Source organism: Phocaeicola dorei (assembly GCF_013009555.1).
Taxonomy (GTDB): Bacteria; Bacteroidota; Bacteroidia; order Bacteroidales; family Bacteroidaceae; genus Phocaeicola; species Phocaeicola dorei.
In genome coordinates this window covers 4,503,894-4,527,693 of sequence record NZ_CP046176.1, presented here as the reverse complement: position 1 = coordinate 4,527,693, position 23,800 = coordinate 4,503,894, and the positions used below count along the sequence as shown (strand labels likewise).

General features: G+C 42.6%; 10 protein-coding genes. 8 read left to right on the top strand and 2 right to left on the bottom strand.

Annotation, left to right across the window (positions count from 1 at the left end; genetic code table 11):
* Positions 1 to 4: 4 nt before the first annotated feature.
* Positions 5 to 3,076, bottom strand: coding sequence for a SusC/RagA family TonB-linked outer membrane protein (locus tag GKD17_RS18660; protein WP_007833084.1), 3,072 nt, complete (start codon positions 3,074 to 3,076; stop codon positions 5 to 7).
* A 514-nt stretch (positions 3,077 to 3,590) separates the two neighbouring features.
* Entirely contained in the window at positions 3,591 to 6,104 is a 2,514-nt protein-coding gene (locus GKD17_RS18655) for a helix-turn-helix domain-containing protein (RefSeq protein ID WP_007833085.1), read from the bottom strand.
* Between the two features lie 203 nt (positions 6,105 to 6,307).
* Here GKD17_RS18655 and GKD17_RS18650 point away from each other — a divergent pair, with 203 nt between their 5' ends.
* The 8 genes from GKD17_RS18650 to GKD17_RS18615 all read left to right on the top strand — a co-directional run bounded on the left by GKD17_RS18650 (position 6,308) and on the right by GKD17_RS18615 (position 23,650).
* Positions 6,308 to 6,868: an RNA polymerase sigma-70 factor gene (locus tag GKD17_RS18650; protein WP_005840733.1), complete on the top strand. Its 561-nt coding sequence runs from the start codon at positions 6,308 to 6,310 to the stop codon at positions 6,866 to 6,868.
* Between the two features lie 73 nt (positions 6,869 to 6,941).
* Complete coding sequence (locus GKD17_RS18645; protein WP_007833090.1) at positions 6,942 to 7,886, top strand: FecR family protein; 945 nt, start codon at positions 6,942 to 6,944, stop codon at positions 7,884 to 7,886.
* Between the two features lie 150 nt (positions 7,887 to 8,036).
* Positions 8,037 to 11,423, top strand: coding sequence for a TonB-dependent receptor (locus GKD17_RS18640; RefSeq protein ID WP_007833092.1), 3,387 nt, complete (start codon positions 8,037 to 8,039; stop codon positions 11,421 to 11,423).
* A 21-nt stretch (positions 11,424 to 11,444) separates the two neighbouring features.
* A complete protein-coding gene (locus GKD17_RS18635; RefSeq protein ID WP_007833094.1) occupies positions 11,445 to 12,917 on the top strand; it encodes a RagB/SusD family nutrient uptake outer membrane protein in 1,473 nt (490 codons plus the stop codon).
* 126 nt (positions 12,918 to 13,043) lie between these two features.
* A complete protein-coding gene (locus GKD17_RS18630) occupies positions 13,044 to 16,562 on the top strand; it encodes an alpha-L-rhamnosidase (RefSeq protein WP_007833096.1) in 3,519 nt (1,172 codons plus the stop codon).
* A 253-nt stretch (positions 16,563 to 16,815) separates the two neighbouring features.
* On the top strand, positions 16,816 to 18,759 hold the full coding sequence (locus GKD17_RS18625) for a family 43 glycosylhydrolase (protein WP_007833099.1): 1,944 nt from the start codon (positions 16,816 to 16,818) through the stop codon (positions 18,757 to 18,759).
* Between the two features lie 27 nt (positions 18,760 to 18,786).
* Entirely contained in the window at positions 18,787 to 21,285 is a 2,499-nt protein-coding gene (locus GKD17_RS18620; protein WP_007833101.1) for an alpha-L-arabinofuranosidase C-terminal domain-containing protein, read from the top strand.
* 16 nt (positions 21,286 to 21,301) lie between these two features.
* Positions 21,302 to 23,650, top strand: coding sequence for a beta-galactosidase (locus GKD17_RS18615; RefSeq protein ID WP_007833103.1), 2,349 nt, complete (start codon positions 21,302 to 21,304; stop codon positions 23,648 to 23,650).
* Positions 23,651 to 23,800: the final 150 nt, after the last annotated feature.

The window sequence follows — 23,800 nt, the reverse complement described above, 5'->3', positions numbered from 1 at the left end:
GTGTTTAGAATGTTACATTCAGACCGAATGAATAATTTCGGGTCAATGGATAATAGTTGCCGCTGATGGCTTCGGGGTCTACACCGTCGAAGCCGGAAATCATAAAGAGATTGTCGATACTGCAATACACTCTCAGACGGCTGATTCCGTATTTGGATATCAGCTGTTTGGGCAGGCTGTAACCTACTTGCAGGTTTCTCAGCTTGGCATAAGAGGCATCCTGCATCCAGAAACTGGAAGTCACGCGGTTTTTGGAGTCACTCATGGACAATCGGGGATAAGTGGCATTCGGGTTTTCCGGAGTCCAACGGTCCAGATGCTGTTCCGTTACTTTACCGCCATTGTAGAAGGCGTATCTGATTTCGGCTACAGGAGCGCTCTTTACATCAGCCGCACCTTGCAGCAGTGCACTTAGGTCGAAATCTTTATATTGAACTGAAAGATTCAGACCGAAGTTGATTTTCGGAAAGTAGGAACCCAATACTTGCCGGTCTTTGCTGTCTACCACTTTGTCCCCGTTCAGGTCGCGGTATTTTAAGTCACCCGGAACCGGAGTACCCATGCTCTGTGTAGGATGATTCTTGATCTCTTCTTCGTTTTGGAAGATGCCGTCGCATACGTAGCCGTAATATGCCCACAGTGGATCGCCTACAGATTGTCCTGGTGTGTCACCGCCTTTCAAATCTATAATTTTGGTAGTTACATAACTGAAATTGGCTCCGATAGAATAGCTCCAATCATTGATACGGTTGTTATGTCCTAGTTGCAGTTCGATACCAGTATTGCGCACTACGCCGGCGTTTTGCATCGGAGCACTGACTCCCATCATGTTGGGAACGGGAAGTTGCAGTAATATGTCCCGTGTTTCCTTGCGGAACCAGTCTGCGCCCAAGGTCAGTTTATTGCTCCAAAAAGCGGCGTCCACACCTACGTTCCATTGGTCTGTTTTTTCCCACGTAATGTCTTGGTTGGCCATCGGGCTGGAAATGGAGATACCTGGAGTCAAAGTGTTTCCGAAACTGTAGTCATAACCGAATAGATAGGTGTTCTGATACGGATAATAGTTGGAACTGTTGTCTGAGTTTACGGTTTCCTGATTACCCAGCAATCCCCATGATGCACGTAGTTTCAAATTATCCACCCAATCAACTTTGAAGAACTCTTCTTCTGAGATTCTCCATCCGATGGAGAAAGAGGGAAATGCGCCGAAGCGGTTGTTCTTAGGGAAGCGTGAAGTACCGTCATAACGCAGGTTGGCTTCCAGTAGATAACGGTTATCGTATGAATAATTCACGCGTCCGAAAACTGAGCGAAGAGCGTATTCTATTTCTGTACCGTATGTTGTCTGTCCCGTCACTTCGCCGGCGTTGATCTGGTCCAGCGAATTGGAGTTGGGCAGGTTCTTACGGTAAGCTTGCAGGTAGCGTGTCTGTTTATAAATTTGTGAATAACCCAGTAAAGCTCCTACAGTGTGTTTACCGAAGGTTTTGTTATAGTCCAGATAAGCTTGCAGGTTTAGTTCCATACTTTTGATATCATACTCTGTGATGGAGTTGGTGGTTTTCTTTACCGGAGTGTCTGAACCTGCTTGATAGAATGTCATGGTATTGACGTGGGTGGGATTGTCGGTCAGGTTGAAAGTCGAAGCGGCAATCCCTCTCAGTTTCAGTCCGTCTATAATGTCTAGTTCCATTCCTACGTTACCTTGGAAATTGCTGTTTGTTTCTTTGTAGGTTCCTCCTTCACGTGCATAGGCTACGGAGTTGTGCTCGTTTTTGAACAAAGCATAGTTGCCGTTGCTCAGTTGGATGGGAGTAACCGGAGTTTCACGGAAAGCATAGTGCATCAGGTTACTGATACCTGCTGCTGGAGCAGTCATATTACTGCGGTATACTGCCATATTTGTAGTCAATTTCAGACGACTGTTTATCTGAGCGTCAATGTTGGCGCGTACATTGAACTTGTTGTAGTTGGTATTGACTATCAATCCGTCTTTATCGTGATAGTTGAATGCCAGCGAGTAAGTTACTTTGTCTCCACCGCCTTTGATACTCAAATGATGGTTGTTGAACAGGCCGTTTTCACTTAGTAGTGTACCCAGCCAGTCGGAATTGGGATAAAAGTCGGGATCACTTCCGTCTTTGAACTTTTGCAAGGCTGTTTCGTCATACGGACCTTTCAAACCGTCATTGGTGTAAGCTTCATTCATCAGCACTGCATAATTGTAAGAATCCAAAAAATTGGGCATACGTGAGGCACTTTGCCAGCCTGCATATCCATCGTAAGATACAATGGCACGTCCTTTGGTTCCCTTTTTGGTTGTGATAAGAATAACACCATTGGCAGCACGTACACCATAAATGGCTGAGGCGGCTGCATCTTTTAATATAGAGATGTTTTCAATATCGTTGGGGTCCACGCTACTCATGGTAGACTCTACTCCATCCACCACAACCATGGCACTGGCATCTCCCATGGTTCCTAGACCACGTACACGCAGTACTCCGGCATCAGCTCCTGGCTGACCGGTATTTTGGATAATGGTGACACCCGGCATTTGTCCTGCCAGCATGTTGGTGACATTGGCACTAGTGCGGTTGACTAGTTTATCGGATGAGATGGTTGCCACAGAACCTGTCAGGTTTACTTTTTTTTGAGTACCGTATCCCACTACTACCACTTCATCTAAAGATTCAGTATCTTCTTTCAAGATAATGGTGTAACTGTTGCTGTTACTTACGGTAATTTGTTGGTCGTTGTAACCGATATACGAAACTTTCAGTTTAGCCCCTACGGATACATTCAACGTGAATTTGCCATCCACATCTGTAATGGTACCGTTGGTGCTTCCCACTTGTACTACATTGGCACCGATTACAGGATCTCCGTTTGCATCTTTTACGATACCCGTAATTTGTTTAACATGCTGTTGTACGATGGCAGTTGACAGCGAAGCCCACAAAGGCATTGGGAAAGCCATTCCGGCAAATAGTGTAAGACATGCGTAAAAAGAGGCTTTTTTCAGAATTACATGTGTCTTTACACAATTTTCCCTTGTTTTTTGGTAGAATTGCATAGATTAATAAGGTTAAATTAGTAAATAGTTTGGTTTAGGGATTTTATTCCCTTTCTATTTCGGTCGCTGCAAATGTATTATTTTATAATAATATAATGCTATCTTTTCTTTTCTTTTTTTTTGTTATTCTTAATAAATTACAAGTTATGAAACACTCATAGTGGCGCTTTTAAGAGAGAATGCATGTTATTTTGTACGTTCTTTATAAATGGAATATCGCATATTGCTCAAAAAAACAAATAACATGATTCAGTGGGATAAAGATGTTAAATATCAGTTTCAAGGATCATTTTTCCTAATCGGTTTATGAAAGGCTCTTCCTTTCCCCTCCTTTTTCTTGTTAAGTAGCCATTCACAATAATTTCATCTATTCACAAATCTCCTTATCATCTTTCTCATCCGGATAGTCACTTTTATGTAGCAAAACAAGTAAGTGTACTTACTTCGTCATTTAAGTATACTTACTTGTTTTATGAAATGCACTTACTTTTTGGGACTTCAATATGAGTGAAATTTATGCCGGTATATGTTTTTTATATACTTCAAAGACAAAACGTATTTCATCGTAAGAAGCATATTCGCCTAACTTTTCTTTTATTTCCTTCACTCCTTGTGGCAGAGAGGGGAGTTTCTGGAGATGAGCTGTAATATAATTTATTTTTTCTTGGTCGACTAATTCTTGTAGTTTGATATCTCCAGTCTGGACATAGTGTAAAAGGTGGTTGCTGATGGTACCGGTAGTCAATTCCCGGAATTCAGCGATTTCCTTTACCTTCATCCCTTCTTTAAATAATCTGAAACTGACCTTTTTGGTGTCTTCTTTATTTTTTTTATTTTCCCGGGGGACAAATACGGTTCTTATTTCAGGGCGTTGCAGATTTTGTTCTTTCATATAATTCCGGATAATTTCCAGAAGTTCCAAACCATAATTCTCTACCCCCTTATGTCCGAAATAAGGGACAGCTTCCAATGATTCTGCATCATTAGGCAATAGATTGACCATTCCCAACAGAGCTTTTTGCTGGATAATGACATAGGCCGGCATACCGGTTTCTTTTGCTTTAGTTCCACGCCATTCGGTGATTTTCCGATAAAGTTCTGGGTGGAGTATGTCGTTGGGAACTTCAATTCTCTTCCGTTCCCTGGATGCGCGTTCTCTGGGGGTGCGCTCTTTTCTGTCGTGTGCCGTTGTACCTGAGGAGTTTTCATTATCGGTTCCGCTTAAAAGGATATATGCTTTTTTACGTAGATAGTCGCTGGCGTGAAAACCATTATCTTCTACATATTGTAGCAAGGAAAGTTTCTGTGTCAAAGTGTTTAAGAACTCTTCCAAGGTGTTGTTCGTTTTCTTTCTTAGTTCTTTATTGTCCGTGGGAAGATTAGTCGCTTCAGCCAGTTTATGGAAAGGGCGTAGTTTTTGTTCAAAATAGGCGGCTCCTTTTATGATGCGTATTTGCAGGTTGTTATTCGTATTATAATCAGTAGATTGTGTTACCAGACGTTCATATTGTTTGTGGAAACGATAGGATACATCCACTATTTCAGTAGTGAATATTTGTATCTGCTTTTTATATTCTGCCAGTAACTGAGGGAAGAGTTTGTAGAAATGTTCGTCAATCAGTCGGGCTTGCTCATTGAATGAACGGGCTATCGGTGAGAAATCGAATAGTTCGCTAACGAGATTGAGAAAATAAGTTTGTTGCATGGCACAGAGCAATTCTTCATTGGGGGTATGTGTTTCTATATACTGATTATAATCATCGATTATTGTATCGCTGATAATGGCGTTGACGGAAAGTGGGGAACTGAGAACCATCCCTTCCAATGTTTTGCATCGGCTCAAGGCAACGTATGCCTGTCCGTGGGCGAAAGCGGAGCGAGCGTCAATAATGGCGTGTTCAAAAGTCAGTCCTTGGCTTTTATGAATAGTGATGCCCCATGCCAGTTTTACAGGGTATTGCTTGAAGACTCCTTCTTGTTCTTCGGTTATTTCTTTTGTTTCTTCATTTAGCACATATTTGCTGTTTGTCCATTCCTCGGGTTGGACAATGATTTTTTCATTCTTTTCTTTGGTGTGGACGGTAAATCCATCCTCATCTATAGAGGTGATTTCGCCAATCATACCATTATAATAACGTTTTTCCGGTGAGGGGTCATTTTTAACGAACATGATTTGCGCTCCTTTTTTCAGCATCAATGTTTCATCTGTAGGATAAGAATATTCAGGAAAAATTCCGGCGACTTCTGCCTTGTAACTGAAAACCGGTTCTTTGATGAGTGAAAGCTCGTGATCATTAATCTGTTGTGCTTGGTAATTGTGAGTGGTGAGTTGGATATATCCTTTTTCTTTGGCAGGATGGAAATTGGGAATATATCTTTGGTTCAATTCTGCGAGTGTCTGTTCGTCGGCTTTATTCTCCCGGACTTTGTTCAGTAGGGAAAGGAAATAGGGATCATTTTGGCGGTAGACTTGTTTTAGCTCGATGGTGGCGTAGGTGGTTTTTTTTAAGGCGAGGCTTCCAAAGAAATAGGAGGTATCATAATAGTGGTTCAGCATATTCCATTCCGTTTCTTTCACTACGGGGGCAAGTTGTTGCAGGTCGCCTATCATTAGCAGTTGTACGCCTCCAAAAGGTTTATACCGGTCCCGGTACCGGCGGAGTACAGAGTCGATGGCATCTAGCAGATCTGCTCTTACCATACTTATTTCATCAATAATCAGCAGATCCATGCTTCGGATGATGTTAATTTTTTCTTTGCTGAACCGGAAATGTTTTTGTTCGGTATTGAACGTGGTATCGGGGATGAAAGGTGCAAATGGCAGTTGGAAAAAGGAGTGGATGGTAACGCCTCCCGCATTGATGGCAGCTATTCCGGTGGGGGCGACTATGACTGTGCGTTTGGGAGATTCTTTCTTCAGATTGCGTAGGAAGGTTGTTTTTCCGGTTCCTGCTTTTCCGGTGAGGAAGAGATGGGTGCCAGTATTCTCTATTATTTGCCAGGCACGCTGTAGTTCTGGGTTATTCATTATTTCCTAATGTTAGTATATTATTTGGTAAAGTTACTGCTTTTATTTAAGGCGGGGAAACTTTGGAGGAATATTTTCTTTGTTTGGTGGATTGCTATCGTTGTTGGAGGCATAAAATTTGAGGCAGCTTTCATTTGCTTTTAAAAGTAAAAATGTATATTTGTACCATTATTCTCCTTTTATTTAATACGGTTTGATAGGCAATGAGCATTGATTTGAATGCATTTAATAAATTCTTTATAGACTACCAGCAACGTTTTGTCCACTTTGCCTGTACCTATGTGCATGATGAAGCTGTTGCCGAAGATTTTGTTGTGGAATCAATGATGTACTATTGGGAGAACAAAGATCGTTTGTCTGCTGATACTAATATTCCGGCTTATGTCTTGACCACGATAAAGCATAAGTGTATTGACTATTTGCGCCATCAACAAGTCTATCAGGATGCTTCTGACGAAATAGCCCGAATCTATGCATGGGAATTGTCGGGCAGAATCATGACTTTGGAAGATTTCGAGCCCTATGAGGTTTTTACAAAGGAAATACAGGAGATTGTTGATAGGACACTGGATGCTTTGCCCGAACAGACTCGGAAAATCTTTGTGATGAGCCGTAATGAAAATAAATCCCATAAAGAAATAGCAGAACTATTGGATATTACAACCAAGGGAGTGGAATTTCATATATCGAAAGCTACCAGGACGTTACGTCTTGCATTGAAGGATTATCTGCCGGTATCCTTACTTTTTTTCTATTTGCATTAAAAAAAACAGTTTTTCACTAGGGAATGTTCTTTCCCATCCGCTATTACTATAAATACGTAAAACAAAAGTGTTTATGGATAAGGATTTGTTATACCGTTTTTTTGAAGGTCATGCTTCTTTGGAAGATATGAAAGTGGTTAAAGAATGGGCCGGTGCTTCTGAGGAGAATGCCGGGCTGTTGCGTAGGGAACGCAAACTGTTTAATGCTATGATTCTTGCAGGTCATTCCCGACGGACTGATATACAGAGAATGAGGAACAGGAGGAACTATTTTATCAGGGAATTCCTGAAAATAGCTTCTGTAATAGTGATAACGGTGAGTGTGACGGCTGTATTATTTTCAATAGGTAAAGATAATGGAGGTATGTATTTAGCGATGCAGACCATTACCGTACCGGCCGGCCAGCGTGTTAACCTCGATTTGCCCGATGGGTCAAACGTTTGGCTGAATGCCGGAACTACAATGCAATATCCTGTTTCTTTTATGACAGACAAACGGGAGGTGATATTAGATGGAGAGGCTTACTTTGAGGTGGCTCATAATGAAAAGAGTCCGTTTGTGGTACATACAAGTACATTGGATGTAGAAGTATTGGGAACAAAATTCAATGTGGAAGCTTATTCAGCACGAAAAATATTCGAAACGTCTTTGATGGAAGGCAGAGTAAAGGTAAAATTACCTCACGATGAAAAGAATTCCGTCATCTTGGCACCCAATCAGAAAACGACTTTGATAGACGGCCGATTGGTGGTGAGTAAAATTGATGATTATAATGTATATCGTTGGAAAGAGGGGTTATATTGTTTCAGAAATAAACCTTTTGCTGATATTATAAAAGACTTGGAGAAATATTATGATTTGAAAATACAGATGGATAAAAAGGAAATAGCAAAGGTTGCATTAACTGGGAAATTTAGGATTTCTGATGGATTGGACTATGCGCTGCGTGTCCTGCAAAACGATGTAGCCTTTATTTATCAAAGAAATCGGGATAATGACGTCATTCATATAAAGTAAGAAATGTATTAACCTTCTAAAATGGAAAATCAGCCTATGAAGCAATCCTTATGAAAAACAACTAAAGAGCCGATGGGTGTTTGCACCACCCACCGACCCGACTAACACAATTATTTTTAATAAATCGTATTAATAACCATTTGCAAAGATATGAAAAACATTCCTTTGCCGGATCTTTATTATCTTGAAAATCCGGATTTAAAACAATTATTTAGAATTATGCGAATATCAATATTCTTATTGTTCTTCTGCCTGTTCAGCCTGATGGCCGAAAATAGTCACTCACAGAATGCGAGGGTAACTATCAATAGAAGCGATGCCCCGTTGGAATCTATATTGAATGAGATAGAGTCTCAAACGGACTATCTTTTTATATATAAGGAAGATGTGAACGTAAAGATGCGTAAAAGCATTCATGTAAGCAGCAAGCCGGTAGCGGAAGTCTTATCGATTTTACTTGCAGAGTCATCTGTTGCATACAAGATGGCGGGAAATCATATTATTCTTACCCGGAATGCTGCATTGGCGGCACAGCAGCAAAAATTGGGAATAGCTGGTACTGTAACTGATGCATCCGGAGAAGTTTTAATAGGTGTTTCGGTATTGATAAAAGGATCGGGTCAAGGTACCGTAACAGATCTTGATGGTAATTTCTCTTTGGCAGCGAATATGGGTGATATACTTCAATTCAGCTATACAGGATATATTCCGCAAGAAATCAAACTGAAAGACAATCATTCATTGAGCATTGTCTTGAAAGAAGATGTGAAGTCGCTGGATGAAGTAGTAGTGGTAGCTTATGGCACCCAGACCAAACGAGCTGTTACTGGTGCTATGGAAACATTGGATTTTGATAAACTTTCTGATGTTCCTGTAGCGCAGTTTACCCAAAAGATGCAAGGACAAATTGCAGGTGTACAAGTGAATCAGGGAACGGGAGTACCAGGACAAGGAATGAACGTCCGTATTCGTGGAGCTGCATCACTTTCTACAGGATCAAATCCTCTTTATGTAGTGGATGGATTTCCTATTGTGGGTGATATCAATGATATTAATCCGAATGAGATAGAGTCAATGACTATACTTAAAGATGCAGCTGCAACTTCTTTGTATGGTTCCCGTGCAGCTTTTGGTGTAGTACTTATTCAAACTAAAGGTGCGAAAGCTGGAAAGACGAATATTAGCTTCAATGCATATATGGGAGTTCAGAATGTGCCTCAAAAAGGCAGACCTGAAATGATGAATGGAACAGAGTGGGCGCAATTCAAGAAAGAGAGCTATGAAGACTTGGGGCAAAGTGTTCCTACCGCTTTTCAGAATCCTTCACAATATGGTAAAGGACATGACTGGTATGCTGCTATGCTGCGTAGTGCCATGATACAAGATTATAATGTATCTGTTAGTACAGGGAAAGATAAATTTACAAGCTCTTTTGTACTGGGGTATTTCAATCAGGATGGTGTTTTGTTGAACTCCGATTACCAACGTATTTCAGCAAGGGCTAACTCTACTTACCGGATTTCCGACAATTTGAAGCTAGCTTTCAATCTGGCTCCGACTTATAGTTTTGAAAACCGACCGTCATCAGATGGAGCATTCTTTAGTGGGGGAGGTTTACTTGCTAACGCTACATTGACTCCTCCTATTCTTGACTATCGAAACGAAGATGGAACCTATCCCGTAGTAGTGACAACACCCGGTGTCACTGCCTTTGAGACCCCGAATTGGGTGCGTTCCATACAAGATATCGTCAACAAGCGGGAAGCGAAAAGATTGCTTGCAAATGCGAGTCTGCAATATGAACCACTTAAAGGTCTTGTCTTGAAGACGAGTCTGAATGGAGATATAGGTTCTAATTATCAGCACAATTTCCAACCTTCTACTGCCGGACGGGCATTTGCAGCTGCACCAAGTGCCATTGCAGCTAATCTTTACGAAGCGAATAACCGATATTGGTCTTGGTTGTCCGAAACCACTGCTAATTATTCAAAAGAAATAGGTAATCATACGTTTGAACTGTTGCTTGGATATACTACACAAAGATTTCGTAGTGACTATAGTGCCATAAGTGGTTCGAACTTTTCGGACGATAGAATACAGACTATTGATGCGGCATTGGTGAAGAACAATCCGACTATGGATGTTCAAGAGTGGAGTATGATTTCATATTTAAGTCGTGTCAATTACAGTTATAAAGGTAAATATCTGATTGGAGCAAGTATTCGTAGGGATGGTTCATCCCGTTTCGGAAGTAATAATAAGTGGGGTAACTTTCCATCGGTATCTTTAGGATGGATTGTGAGTGATGAGGCTTTTATGGGCAAACTTAAGAGTGTGTCTTTGCTGAAAGTACGTGGAAGTTATGGTATGATAGGGAATAACAATATAGGAAATTATACTCATTACAATACGGTAAGTGGTAACACGAATGCTGTGTTTGGTAGTACTGTCGCAAGCGGAAGTGCTGTTACGAATCTTGGAAACGATGATCTGGGATGGGAAAAAACTCGCCAATTGGACTTTGGAGTCGATCTTGGTTTCTTCAATAATCGTATTACTTTTACATATGACTACTATAACAAGATAACATCCAATATGCTTTATTCACTACCTGTACCCGAAGAATCAGGCTTCTCTACACTGATAGGGAATGTTGGTAAACTTAAATTCTGGGGACATGAGTTTAGTATTAATTCCCATAATATTGTAGGAACATTTAATTGGAGCACGAATTTCAATATTTCTTTCAGTGATAACCGTGTGCTGGCATTAAGTGATTTGAGTAATCAGTTGGTGGCTTATTCGGGCATTGTAAGTACGATTTCACGTGTAGGAGGGCGTATCGGGCAATTCTATGGAATGGTTCAGGATGGAATTTATGTAAACCAGTCAGATTATGACCAGTCGCCTAAAGCTGTGGATTCCCAAGTAGGTACTATCAAATTCCACGATGTTAATGACGATAAACAAATTACTTATGGCGATGATGAAAGTGGTGATAAGGCGGAAATCGGTAATCCTCTTCCTAAATTCACATTTGGTTTAACGAACAATTTTGAATACAAAAATTTTGATCTGACTATAGTTGCCACAGGCACTTACGGAAATAAGATTGCCGCTGCTGTAGAGCAAGGTATGGCCAACCTTGACGGCCCTTTTAATGTAATGAAAGAGGTGAAGGACCGGTGGCGCTCCCCTGACAATCCCGGTGCCGGACTTTATGGTAAGACTACTAGTGGGACTTCACGTGAAAGGGATATCTTTCATTCCCGTTTTGTATACGATGGAAGTAACCTGACCATTAAGAACATTACATTAGGATATACCTTGCCAGCTAATCTCATTAAGTTTGTCAGCAGACTGCGTGTGTACGCCAGTGTCCAGCAGGCATTTGTATTCAGCAAGTACAAATATGGAAATCCCGAAGTGGGTGTGGACTTTAATGGCAACTCACCGGGAGCATTATTGCAAGGTATAGATTATTCTACATATCCCGTACCAAGGACATTCACTTTTGGCTTGAATATAAACTTTTAACTTTTAAAATTGAATACCATTATGAAGAATCATAAATATATGTTGGCGATGTTGCTGTCATCTAGCCTATTGGTAGGATGTCAGGGCGATTTCTTGAATTTACCATCTGAGACATCTTTGAGTACTGCTGTTTATTACAAATCACAAAGTGACTTTGAGCAGGCAATCAATGGTGCTTATGCTCCTTTACGCGATTTGTATAACGGGACGTATGGAGCATGGGCGATGGGCGAAATGCGCAGTGATAATACCACTTATAAATATAACCCCAATGACCGGGGAACGATAGAGGCTGAGTTCGTGAAAAACTTTTTGGACGATGCGACGAATGGAGTGCCACGTTCCAAATACGTGATTGACTATCGTATTATTTCACGGGTTAATCATCTGTTGGAACCGATAGATGCCGTCAGTTTTGATCAGAAGATAAAAGATAATATTAAAGGTCAGGCCTACTTTCTTCGGGCATTGGCTTATTTCGATCTTGTACAGTATTTCGGTAGTGTACCCATACACTTGAAACCGGCCAAGACACAAGCTGATACTTCACAGCCATTGGCAAGTGTGGAAGATGTGTATAAACAGATCATTGCAGATGCCGGACAGGCCGTTTCTCTTTTGCCATCCAAAGCGGATCAAGAGCCTGGTAGGGCAACGAAGGGAGCGGCAAACACTCTTTTGGGTAATGTATATATAGTGCAGAAACGATGGGCGGAAGCCGAACAGGTATTAAAAGAAGTAACGGGTTATGAGTTGATGCCACGCTATGCGGATGTTTTTGAACTTGCTAATAAGAATGGTCCGGAATCCATTTTCGAGATTCAATTTAAGGATGGTAATGAAGGATTGCATAGCTCCTTCTTTTATACCTTCTTGGTGCAGCCGATAACAGCCGAAGAGACAACAGCTATTACGGGTATTCCTGAGGTAGCACGTACAATAGAAGGTTATAATATACCTACGCCTGATATTATGGAAGCTTATGAACCAGGAGATGTGCGTAAAGATGTTTCCGTGGGCTTTGTTACCGCCCATGGTATCTCTTATCCTTATATCAAGAAATATTGCCATGCTCATACACAAAGTGGGAAAACCGGTGATAACTGGCCGGTTTACCGCTATGCTGAGGTCTTGCTTTTTATTGCTGAAGCTTTGAATGAGCAAGGCAAGACGGAGGAGGCATTAGTATATTTGAATAGAGTAAGATCAAGAGCGTTGTTGCCTGTAAGCAGTGCTTCGACTCAATCAGATGTACGCGAGGCTATTATTAAGGAACGGCGTGTGGAACTAGCTTTTGAGAACAAACGTTGGCTTGACCTTGTACGTACCGGAAGTGCAGAACAGGTTATGAAATCTTATGGAGAGCGGGTAAAAGCTAATCCTTCGGCTTATTATTTTCCCGAGGGATTTTCGGTGGCTCCTACTGCTTTTACTGATATCCGTATTTTGTTTCCATTGCCCGCATCAGAGGCTGCGCTTAGCCCTTATTTTTAAGGTTTAGGGTATATTGTAACTTGGCGGAATGACATTGAATAATTCTAGTCTTGGTAAAAATGTCGTTCCGTAAAGTCTTTATTCATAAATATATGTCAATAACTTAATCAATATAAACTAGTATATATGAAGAATTGTAAACTTCTTGTTTTGCTTCTTTCTGTTTGTATTGCTTGCCATGCAACGTTGCAATCTGGTAATGCTCATTTCATAGTCAAGAATTTAAAGACCGAATATGCTGTTACACCTCTAGGTCTTGATGTTGAACTTCCCCGTTTTAGTTGGCAGATGGAATCCCTAGGTGCTGAACGCGGTCTGCAGCAGACAGCCTATCAAATTATCGTTTCAGATGAAAAAGGAAACATTGTGTGGGATAGTGGAAAAACACAAAATGGATTCTCTTTAAATGTAGTGTATAATGGCACTTCTCTGCAACCCTCTACTCGTTATTCATGGACTGTAACGGTTTGGAATCAAAGAGGCGAACAAATGTCGGAAACTTCTTGGTTTGAAACAGGATTAATGAGTTGTGATTCCACTTATCAAGGTTGGAAGGATGCCAAATGGATTGGAGGCAGTGATCAGGATATGGTTTTGTATTCGCATTATCTTCCGGTTTTCAGATTGGAATATACAATTCAATTAAATGAAATATTAAAAAGTACTTGTGCAGGTCTTGTTTATGGAGCTAATGATGCACGTCTGATGGACAAAAATAAGAACTTGTATCATTTGGAAAACGGGAAGAATGAATCTTACATCAAAGTGGAATTGGATATTGCTCCAATATCCATGAAAAAAGAAGCGATATTGAATGTCTATCGGGTGGGCTACCATCCTAATGACAAGCCGGACATGCCTTTTGCTAGTTTCTCCATTCCTAAGAATCTGATTCATAAAGACAATATGTATGGTTGTCATACGATAACATTAAGTTCTGATTTAGGTTTCACTAAGTTCTATATTGATAATGTAGAAAAGGAGATTGGCGTTGTCAATCTAAATCCGTTGGGGAGAGGAGGTGATTTCATTGCTTTTCCGGTAGTCGGTGATATGGGCTTTATTGTCCCGGCTGAACAGGCTGTTTCTTTTTCAAAAGTGAAAATCATGAATTTTAGAAGTCCTCAAAATGTAATAACGACAGTGAAGGATGAAGCGTATCAGATCTTTGGTGGAACGAATGGTGCTTTAGAAATTTTCACTCCGAAAGGAAAATCATCTCCTATGCTCCGTACAGTTTTTACTTCTCCAGATACTGGGGTGGTAAAAGCGCGTCTATATGTTACGGCACGCGGAATTTATGAAATTTATATAAATGGACAGCGTGTTGGAGAGGATTATTTCAATCCTGGAGTTACTCAATATAATAAAACTCATTTATATCAGACCTTTGATGTTACAGACTATGTACAAATAGGTCAGAATGCTATCGGAGCTTTCCTTGCAGAAGGTTGGTGGAGTGGAGGTGCTACATTTACTGGAGAAAATTGGAATTTCTTCGGCGATCGGCAATCTTTATTGGCTAAATTAGTTATCACCTATAAAGATGGGCATGAAAAAGTGATTGTTACGGATCCTTCTACTTGGCAGTATTGTAATAATGGTCCTGTTCTGTATGGCAGTCTCTTTCAAGGAGAAGTTTATGATGCTCTGAAAGACTCGGAAATGGAAGGGTGGAATACAGCTTTATACACTCCAAACGAAAGTTGGAAACCAGCTGTTGAAGTAGCTTTGAACGGACATATAAGTACATCAGGAAATCCAAATATGCCTTGGGTGGATGATTATTCTAATTATAAACTGGTAGGGCAGTTCGGGCAAACAGTAAAGGCGGTCAATGAGCTGACTGCAATCTCTGTAGAAGAAGTCCGTCCAAAAGTCTTTGTATATGATATGGGACAAAATATGGTAGGTGTACCTCAAATCCAACTTTCAGGAATGAAACCAGGAACAAAAATCTGTCTGCGTTATGCCGAAGTAAAGTATCCTGATTTGCCCGAATATGAAGGAAGTATTGGTATGATTATGCTTGAAAATATCCGTGCCGCCATGGCTCAAGATATCTATATAACGAGAGGCGGTCGGGAAACTATTCATCCGCGTTTTACTTACCACGGTTATCGTTTTGTGGAGATAACCGGTATAGATGCTCCTTTGGCGACAGAAGCGGTGAAAGGAATAGTGCTTAGTTCCATCCATAACTTTGCCTCTTCCTACGAAACATCCAATACATTGGTTAATAAATTGTGGAAAAATATTACGTGGTCTTCTTCCGGTAACTTCTTGTCTATTCCCACAGATTGTCCTCAACGCAACGAGCGTTTGGGATGGGCGGGAGATATTTCTGTCTTCTCTCGTACAGCGACTTACCTGGCTGATGTCTCTCAATTCCTTAGAAGATATGTACAATCTATGCGTGACGTACAACGATCTGACGGACGTTTTCCCGATATAGCTCCACTGGGAGGAGGGTTTGGTGGGCTGTTATGGGGAAGTGCCGGAATCACAGTGCCTTGGGAGTGTTATCAGCAATATGGAGATAAAAGATTGTTGAACGAACACTATGATGCTATGAGTCAGTACATACAGTATATACTTGATAAAATGATTGAGAAGGAGACAGGCTTGCTAGTTCAGAACAGAGCATGGGGTGACTTGGGTGACTGGTTGGGATTGGAAGATGAGAAAAATGATAAATCACTCTTATGGGAAGCATATTTCATCTACGACTTGGAATTGATGAATAAGATAGCTACCATTTTGGGCAAGCAAATGGATGCAGAAAGATTCAGTAAATTATATGCTGAGCGGAAAACTTTCTTTAATAAAACCTATATTCGCCCCAATGATGGTAAGACTATCTTTTCCTCCTTTCTTCCTAAAAAACGAGGTACATCAATTGATATTCAAACTTCTTATGTGCTTCCGTTGGCATTCAATATTATTAATGATGAGCAGAAAGAAAAAGCCATAAAGAACTTGTTGGAAACCATTACACGGGAGAATACAACTGATTGTGGCAAGTTATGTCCATCTTATTCGTTAATGACTGGTTTTATAGGCACTGCATGGATTGGTAAGGCACTGTCAGATAATGGTTATTCTGATATTGCTTATAGATTATTGCAACAAACAAGCTATCCTTCTTGGCTATATTCCGTAGAACAGGGTGCGACGACTATTTGGGAACGCTTGAATTCTTATACCCATTTGGATGGGTTTGGCGGGAATAACCGTATGAATTCATTTAATCATTATTCATTTGGTGCAGTAGGAAGTTGGATGTATAATTATTCTTTGGGTATACAGCGGGATGAGGCTTTTCCCGGATTTAAACATTTCATCTTAAAGCCGGCGATAGATTTGGCTGGTAAAATGAAGTATGCAAAAGGATATTACGATTCTATGTATGGACGCATTGAAAGTGGTTGGGAAATAGAGAATGAAATCATTCGATATACTTTCAATATTCCTGGCAATACTTCCGCTTTATTATATCTACCTGCTTCATCTGTAAAAGATGTGAAGGAGAACGGAAAGGGTATTTTAAAAAAAAGTACTGGAATCAAGTTTATCGGTGAAAATAATGGAAAGGTTATTTTGGAGTTGGAATCGGGTAGTTATCAATTTGAGGTGAAAAAATGAAATACTGAATGGTTTGTATTCTATGATAGCATTCGGAATAATAATATTTGAGTCTTCAATCAATGATTTTGTTCTTCTAATTAATTTCTATTTGCAAGATGGAAAATGTTCTATTCTTAGAAATAGAGATTGCTGTATTTTTTCTATTTTCCCCCATTTGACCGAATAAAGTCCCTCTTTTGAAAGATTTATATACCTATCGTTAGGATTGTATTTTCTATCTTTGCATCAAACAATTTTTGAACTAATTATTATGAAACACAAAATCCTTACTTTCTTTTTGGCTTGTCTTGTGCCCTGGCTGGCAGGAGCACAGCAATCTGCCAATAGTCAAAATAATGTAGCCGAAAAAGATTACATAGCTTATCTCTTTACCTATTTTACAGGTAACCACATCAGCGAGGAAGCCGTATGCTATGCGGTAAGTACGGACGGATATACCTATTGGGCATTGAATGACAACAAACCTGTCATTGATTCCAAAATCATCAGTTCTACCGGTGGTGTGCGCGACCCGCATATCCTGCGTTGCAAAGACGGAAAGACATTCTATATGGTGGTTACCGATATGGTTTCTGACAATGGATGGGATTCCAATCGTGCCATGGTGTTGCTGAAATCTACAGACTTGGTGAACTGGAACCATTCTGTCATCAATATGCAGAAACGTTATGCCGGACAGGAAAAACTGAAACGGGTATGGGCGCCTCAGACTATCTTCGATGCGGAAGCCGGAAAATACTTGGTCTATTGGTCAATGAAATATGGTGATGAGGCAGATGTGATTTATTATGCTTATGCCAATAAAGAATTTACCGACCTGGAAGGTGAACCGAAACCGCTTTTCATCCCTGAAAACAAGAAATCTTGCATAGACGGTGATATCGTATATAAAGATGGAATCTACCACCTGTTTTATAAAACCGAAGGACATGGAAACGGCATCCGGGTAGCAACTACCCGTTCGCTGACTTCGGGACAATGGGAGGAAGAACCCGACTACAAGCAGCAGACCCCGGAAGCGGTGGAAGGTGCGGGAACTTTCAAACTGATAGGTCAGAATAAATACATCTTGATGTATGATGTCTATATGAAAGGTAAATACCAGTTTACCGAAACGACCGATTTGAAAAACTTTAAAGTGATAGACAGTGAGGTGAAGATGAATTTTCATCCGCGTCACGGAACTATCATCCCCATTACCCGTGCCGAGTTGAAGCGCATCACCGACAAATGGCCTTCAAAGGAAATGGGCAATATGACGATTCCCAACAATCCCGTGCTGCAAGGTTTCCATGCTGACCCCGAGATATTGTATTCTCATCAGACTAAAAAATATTATATCTATTCCACCACCGACGGACAGCCCGGATGGGGCGGATGGTATTTCAGTGTCTTCTCTTCGGATAATCTGAAGGACTGGAAAGATGAAGGGGTGATGCTTGATTTGAAATCCGACCAGGTGACATGGGCGGATGGAAACGCGTGGGCTCCATGTATTGAAGAAAAAATGGTGGACGGAAAGTATAAATATTTTTTCTATTTCAGTGGTAACCCTACAGCCGGAGGCGGCAAGCAGATCGGGGTGGCGGTAGCCGATTCTCCCACCGGTCCGTTCAAAGACTTGGGACATCCCATCCTCACCGAATCTCCTGTGGGCCACGGACAGCAGATTGATGTGGATGTGTTTACCGATCCGGTTTCGGGAAAATCCTATCTGTATTGGGGTAATGGCTATATGGCAGGCGCCGAGCTGAATGAGGATATGCTTTCCATCAAGGAGAATACCCTGACCGTATTGACTCCGAAAGGGGGAAGCCTGAAGGATTATGCTTTCCGTGAAGCGGCGTATGTGTTCTATCGTAACGGACTTTACTATTTTATGTGGTCTGTGGACGATACCGGTTCGCCTAACTATCATGTGGCATACGGTACGTCAAAATCTCCGTTGGGTCCCATAAAGGTGGCCAAGAAGCCGGTGGTGCTGATTCAGGACCCTGCAAAGGAAATCTATGGGCCTGCCCACAATGCGGTGCTGCAAATTCCGGGTACGGATGAGTGGTACATTGTATATCATCGTATTAATAAGAACTTTATAGACCGTGAGAAGGGTCCTGGCGTGCATCGTGAAGTATGTATAGACCGTATGGAATTTAATCCGGACGGAACCATCAGGAAGGTTGTTCCCACGTTATAAAAGAAACATAACAATAAAGTATATACCATGAAAAAGACCTTATTATCTCTGGCAATCGCCTCATTGGCAACAGGCCAATCCGTCTGTGCTGCCGTGGAAAAAGTATATAATGAGCCCGATTCGGTCTACATCTTCTCTTACGCCCATCCGGAAGACGAGGGACGCAGCGGACTGAAATTCGCATGGAGCCCCGATGGTGACAAGTGGCTGAGTGTATCCGATGGCTTTGCCTATCTGAAATGTGACTTCGGACGTTGGGGGTCGGAAAAGAGAATGATTAAACCTCTTCTGGAAAAAGCGGAAGACGGACGTTGGTATTGTCGGTGGCAGCTCACCCCCAGCGGAAAAGTATGGGGTACTTCCCATTCTTCCGACTTGTTGAAGTGGGCTCCCCAACAATATGTCAATGCGGAGAAGCCTGCTGTGCCCCGACTGGTCACTGCCCGGCAGATTGTTCTTGATAAAGATACTTTGAACGGCTATATGCAGAAAGTACCTTATGTGGATATAGAACAGTTGATTCGTTTTGCCGAGCATAAGAAATTCCGCGATATACAGAATAATGAGCGTACCGAACAGGACGCCGTTCGTTTTGCCGGACTGAAACCGGTCACTGCCACCATCCGGGTGGATGCCGGACGGGTAAAGCCCATCAGCGAGCATTTAATAGGTATTTTCTTTGAGGATATCAATTATGGGGCCGATGGCGGGTTGTATGCGGAGCTGGTTCAGAACCGTGATTTTGAATATTCTGCTAAAGACGGCGCAAGAGATAAGAACTGGAACAGCACGTATGCGTGGAGCATACAGGGAACTAATGCGGAACTGTCTGTCAGTGAGGACAGTCCCATTCATGCTAACAATGCCCACTATGCAGTGTTGGAGGTACACCGCCCGGGTGCTGCCCTGGTGAATAACGGTTTTGACGGTATTGCCGTGAAAAAAGGTGAGAAGTATGACTTCTCTGTGTTTTCCAAACTGCTGGATGATACGAAAGGTGGAAAAGTGCTTGTGAGACTGACTACCAAAGACGGCAAGGAGATTGCGCAGGCTGCTATTCGGGTTTCATCTACAGAGTGGAAAAAACAAAAGGCTGTACTGACAGCAACGGCGGATGCTGCGGATGCCGTGTTGTCCGTTTGTCCGCAGATGGCTGGGAAGTATGCCTTGGATATGGTTTCTCTTTTCCCACAGAATACATTTAAAGGCAGAAAGAACGGGCTGCGCGCCGATTTGGCACAGACCTTGGCCGACCTTCATCCCCGTTTTGTCCGTTTCCCCGGCGGATGTGTGGCTCACGGAGATGGTGTGGACAATATTTATGATTGGAAAGGCTCTATAGGAGCGTTGGAGGAACGTAAGCCTCTGCGCAATTTGTGGGGCTATCATCAGACACGTGGTTTGGGATATCATGAATATTTCTTGTTCTGCGAGGATATGGGTGCTGAACCTGTTCCCGTGGTGGCAGCCGGAGTGCCTTGTCAGAACTCGGGAACTTGCAGCCATCACTCGGTAGGCGAACTGGGTTGTGGCGGTCAGCAAGGCGGAATCCCGATGGAGGAAATGCCGCAGTACGTGCAGGATGTATTGGACTTGATAGAATATGCGAATGGAGATGCGAAGAAGACCGTATGGGGAAAGAAGCGTGCGCAAGCCGGACACCCCAAGCCCTTTAACCTGAAATACATCGGCATTGGTAACGAGGACCTGATTACCGATATCTTTGAAGAACGTTTCACTATGATTTTCAATGCGGTGAAGGAGAAATATCCCGAAGTGACCGTTATCGGAACCGTAGGTCCGTTCTATGAGGGCAGTGATTATGAGGAAGGATGGAAATTTGCTACCAAAATGGGTATTCCGATGGTGGACGAGCATTATTACAATACTCCGGGATGGTTTATCAACAACCAGGATTTCTATGACCGTTATGACCGCAACAAGGCAAAAGTGTATCTGGGAGAGTATGCGGCTCACCTGCCGGGACGCCCCAACAACATGGAAACAGCATTGGCTGAGGCCTTGTACCTGACTTCCGTGGAACGTAATGCTGATGTGGTGACCATGACTTCATACGCTCCTCTGTTGGCCAAGGAGGGACATACCCAGTGGAATCCGGATTTGATTTATTTCAATAATACGGAGGTGAAACCCACCGTAGGTTACTATGCGCAGCAGATGTACGGACAAAATGCGGGCAGTGAATACATCGCTTCTTCCGTGACTTTGGATAATGCACAAGATGCGGTGAAGAAACGGGTAGGTGTGTCGGTAGTCCGCGACGGAAAGACAGGAGATATGATCGTGAAACTGGTGAATCTGCTGCCGGTAGCGGTGAATGCGAAGGTGGAGCTCCCATCTTTGGAAGGAATGAACACCACTGCCGTAAAGACGGTTCTGGCAGGCAAGCCGACCGACAAGCAGGCTCGTCCTGTAGCCGGTACAATGGAAGTAAGCGAGAAATTCGGATATGAATTGCCGGCTTATTCATTTACAGTAATCCGGATAAACAAGAATGAAAAATAACAATAGATAAATAAACATGAAGAAATTACTGACTTTGTTGCTGGCAGTCCTGCTGCTGGCGGGATGTGCCGGCAATAAGTCCGGAACATTCGAAGCGGGCAAGAATACCTTTCTGCTGAATGGGAAACCGTTCGTGGTCAAAGCGGCAGAGGTGCATTATCCACGCATTCCCCGTGAATACTGGGAACATCGTATCGAAATGTGTAAAGCCTTGGGCATGAATACGCTCTGTCTATATGTCTTTTGGAATTTGCATGAGGAAACTCCCGGCAATTATGACTTTACAGGCAACAAGGATATTGCGGCTTTCTGTAAATTGGCTCAGAAGCATGGCATGTACGTCATTGTGCGTCCCGGTCCGTATGTATGTGCGGAATGGGAAATGGGCGGTCTGCCTTGGTGGCTGCTGAAGAACGACAGCGTGCAGCTTCGCACTCTCGATCCTTTCTATATGCAGCACGTGGGAGCCTTTATGCATGAAGTGGGCAAGCAATTGCAGGATTTGCAGATTACCCGTGGCGGTAACATCATCATGGTGCAGGTGGAAAACGAATATGGTTCGTATGGCACGGACAAGCCCTATGTGTCTGCCATCCGTGACACGGTACGCGCCGCAGGCTTCACCGAAGTGCCTTTGTTCCAATGTGACTGGAGTTCTAATTTCCTGAATAACGGTTTGGATGATTTGCTTTGGACTGTAAACTTCGGTACGGGAGCCGATATCGACAAGCAGTTTGCCAAACTGAAAGAAGTACGTCCTGACGCTCCACTGATGTGCAGTGAATTCTGGAGTGGATGGTTTGACCACTGGGGACGTAAGCACGAAACCCGTGACGGACAAATCATGGTGGATGGTCTGAAAGAGATGATGGACAAAGGCATTTCCTTCAGTCTGTACATGACTCACGGAGGAACGACCTTTGGCTGGTGGGGCGGTGCTAATAATCCGGCTTATTCGGCTATGTGCAGCAGTTATGACTATGATGCTCCTATCAGCGAAGCGGGCTGGACCACCGACAAATATTTCGCCTTGCGCAATATGTTGAAGGATTACATGGACGAAGGCCAGACATTGCCCGAAGTTCCCGAAGCCTTACCGGTAATGGAAGTTCCGGCTATCAAATTCACTCAAGTGGCTCCGCTGATCAACAACCTTCCCGAACCGAAGCAGACAGAGGAGATCCGGCCGATGGAGAAATTTGACCAGGGTTGGGGAAGTATTCTGTATCGTACCCGTCTGCCGGAAGATGTGAAAGCAGGAACCATTTTGAAAATTACCGAACAACATGACTGGACACAGATCTTTGCTGACGGGAAACTGTTGGGGCGTCTGGACCGCCGTGGCGGAGAGCAGGAGTTGACATTGCCTGCATTGAAAGCCGGAACTCAGCTTGATTTATTGGTGGAAGCCATGGGACGTGTGAACTTTGACAAATCCATTCACGACCGTAAGGGAATCACCGAAAAAGTGGAACTGGTGAACGGTAAGAATGCCGAAACGTTGAAAGGCTGGACTGTTTATAATCTTCCCGTAGATTATGAATTTGTATCTTCCCGGAATTTTCAGGATATGAACTCGTCTGCCGCCTGTGGCATAGAAAAAAATGATGAAAGTGTTCCGGCCTACTATCGCGCCACTTTTACCTTGGATAAGGTGGCTGATACATTCCTGAATATGGAGTCATGGGGAAAAGGTATGGTATGGGTGAATGGCCGTGCCATGGGACGTTTCTGGGAGATCGGTCCTCAGCAGACTCTGTTCATGCCGGGGTGCTGGCTGAAAAAAGGAGTGAACGAAATCATTGTTCTTGACTTGAAAGGTCCGAAAGAGGCGACCATCGTCGGATTGGACAAACCTATCTTGGATATGCTTCGCGTAGCTGTTCCAGAAACGCATCGTAAACAGGGGCAAACCATTAAACTGGAGAAGGAAACACCGGTAGCTGCCGGTACTTTCAAACCAGGTAACGGTTGGCAGGAAGTGAAAGTACCTGCTACGAAAGGACGTTACTTCTGTCTGGAAGGCTTGGCTTCCTTTGATAATACCAATATTGCTGCTATTGCGGAGTTTGACGTGTTGGATGAGAAAGGACAGAAAATCTCTCGTGAAAACTGGAAGATTGTTTATGCCGACAGCGAGGAGACCCGTAGCGGCAACCGCACAGCCGATAAGATCTATGACCTGCAGGAAAGTACTTTCTGGCAGACGGTGGACAATACAGCTTATCCCCATCAGGTGGTGATAGATCTCGGCAAGGAATATAACGTGACTGGTTTTCGTATCCTGCCGCGTGCGGAACAAGGAGCTCCAGGCATGATTAAAGATTATAAGGTATATGTAAAAACAACCGGTTTCGGTTATTAAAATGAAGGTGCTACAGAAGAAAAATAAAACACAGATGTAAGGAGAAGATTCCAAAAGTAGGAAACTTGCAGATAGAACAGTTATCGGATACTTTAGCAAATTTTAAAAATTACTAGAGTATCCGATTTCTTTTTTATAATTTTGTGGCGG